This is a genomic window from Bradyrhizobium sp. 31Argb, assembly GCF_043638955.1.
In the GTDB taxonomy this organism is placed as follows: Bacteria; Pseudomonadota; Alphaproteobacteria; order Rhizobiales; family Xanthobacteraceae; genus Bradyrhizobium.
This window is the reverse complement of sequence record NZ_JBEGDB010000537.1, coordinates 1-2,082: the sequence shown is the minus strand read 5'-3', so window position 1 is coordinate 2,082 and position 2,082 is coordinate 1. Positions and strand designations below refer to the sequence as shown.

The following is a 2,082-nucleotide window of genomic DNA, read 5'->3' as shown; positions in this document are numbered from 1 at the left end:
GGGAATCGGGAGACACCCGAAGAATCCAATTCGCTCCGCTATGCAATACCCCCTAAGGCCATATGCGATTCCCCTAGTGCCCAGGGGGCCAGCGAAGTTGAGAGGCTGCGGTCCCCAGATGATCACGGCGATATTCTGCAACGCCATGGACAGGCCGAGCGTTGCCACGATCGCCGACAATTGCGGCGCGTTGCGCAAGGGATGGTAGATTCCCCAAGCCAGCGCGGCGCCGAAGATGCCAAGGATCACCAGCATCGTGACGAGGTTCAACCACAGCGGCATCCCGAGACGATTGGCGAGCCAGCCGACCGAGACGAAGGCGCCGAGCATCACGAGGTCTCCCTGAGCAAAATTGACCAGGGAGACCGCATTCCAGATCAGCGTGTAGCCGAGCGCCACCAGCGCATAGGCCGCGCCGATCGCCAATCCCACCAACACGATCTGAATAAAAGTCTGCAACATCGTAAGATCCCGTCACGGTGCCGGCCACCGGAGGTCCGGCGGCGTCGCACGCACGTTAGCTGCTGATGGCCTTGACGATCTCCGGCTTGCCGCCGGCGACCTTGGTGATGATGCCGGAATGGGTCATATCGCCGTTGCCGGTCCAGCCATAGCGCGTGACGATGCCCGGGAAGTCACGGATCGCGGTCAGCGCCTGCTGGATTCCCTCGCCCGTAATGGCGTCGGCGCGCTCCATCGCCGCGATGATCAGCTTTGCCGCGTCGTGATAGACCGTGGCGTAGAGCTCCGGCTCGTCGCCGGGATGAGCCGCCGAATAAAGCTTCTTCCAGCTCTGCACCCGCTCGTCGGGATTGTCCTTGACGAACTCGCCGATTGCCATGCATCCGTCGGCGCCCTCTCCGGCGAGGCCGAGGAAGATCGGCTGCGAGAATGCCGTGTTGCCGGCGATGCCGAATTTCACGCCGAGGGTCTTGCTCTGCTTGGCAATGAGCCCCGCCGGCTGATCATCGGTCCAGACGATGATGCCGTCGACACCGGCCTGCTGAAAGGCCAAAATCTGCGAGGTGTAATCCTTGGTGGCGTCGGTGTGGGCCTGCACCAGCGCAGGCTCGACGCCGCGCTTGGTTAAGGAGGCCTTGACCACGCCAATGCCGGATTGCCCAAAGGCCGTGTTGACGTAGCCAAGTCCGATCTTCTTCCATTGCAGATCTTCCGTGACGTATTTGACCAGAAGGTCCGCGCCAATCGCATCATTCAGGCGGACGCGAAACACCCAGGGGCTGCCTTGCTGGGTGACGACAGGTCCGGTTGCGCCCGTCAGGCACGGGATCTTGTATTTCGCAAGCAGCGGCAGGTTCGGCAGGATGCCCGGCGTGTAGTGCGGACCTACCAGTGCCACGACCTCGTCCTGGGTCGCGAGCTTGGTAACGGCATTTGCCGCCGCAGTTGGGTTCGGCCCGAGATCGTCGGCGATGCGTACCTCGATCATGCGCCCCTTGATGCCGCCCTTGTCGTTGATCTGCTTCACCGCAATCGCGACGCCATTCTTCATCCACTGGCCGTTCTGGGCGAACTGACCCGTCATCGGTCCGGAAATGCCGATGCGGATCGGATCGGCGGCGTGTGCGCGGCCGAGGATCGCCGGCATTGCGAGCGGTACGGCAGCAATGCCCTTGATCAGACTGCGTCGAGAGAAGCGCAAGGTAGAGACCATGGCAGTTTCCTCACTTGGTTTTGCGATGCCGCCTCGTCTCGAGCGGCTGGTTTTGCGAGCAGGATCGACTCAGTTGTCCGAGCGGAGCGGACGGAGACCGAAGGTGCAGGCGGCCGAGAGCAGCGCCATCGCGACCATGTAGCCGGCCACCCAATAGGCCGAGCCGTACTCGGCAAGGAGTGCAGTTGCGATCAGCGGCGAGAGGCCGCCGCCGAGGATCGGGCCGAGCTGCTGCACGAGCGAGAGGCCGCTGTAGCGGATGCGCGCCGGAAACAGCTCCGAGAAGTAGGCGCCTTGCGCGCCGTAGACCGAGCCATGACCAAGCGCGAGACCTAGTGGTCTATCACAGTGATTTTGACTCTTTGGGGGTGGCTGGATAGGCGCGGCCGAGTTTGGCGCGAGCTTTG

The 2,082-nt window shown here is 62.9% G+C and carries 2 protein-coding genes and 1 pseudogene; all 3 read right to left on the bottom strand.

Features of this window, described 5'->3' with window-relative positions:
- Positions 1–462 (bottom strand): branched-chain amino acid ABC transporter permease (locus tag AAFX91_RS41125; protein WP_394570284.1); only part of this gene is annotated, 462 nt, incomplete at its 3' end.
- Positions 463–517: 55 nt separating this feature from the next.
- Positions 518–1,675, bottom strand: a complete 1,158-nt coding sequence (locus tag AAFX91_RS41120) for an ABC transporter substrate-binding protein (RefSeq protein ID WP_394570283.1) — start codon at positions 1,673–1,675, stop codon at positions 518–520.
- A gap of 69 nt (positions 1,676–1,744) precedes the next feature.
- Positions 1,745–2,082, bottom strand: a pseudogene (locus AAFX91_RS41115) (hypothetical protein); the annotation flags it as partial.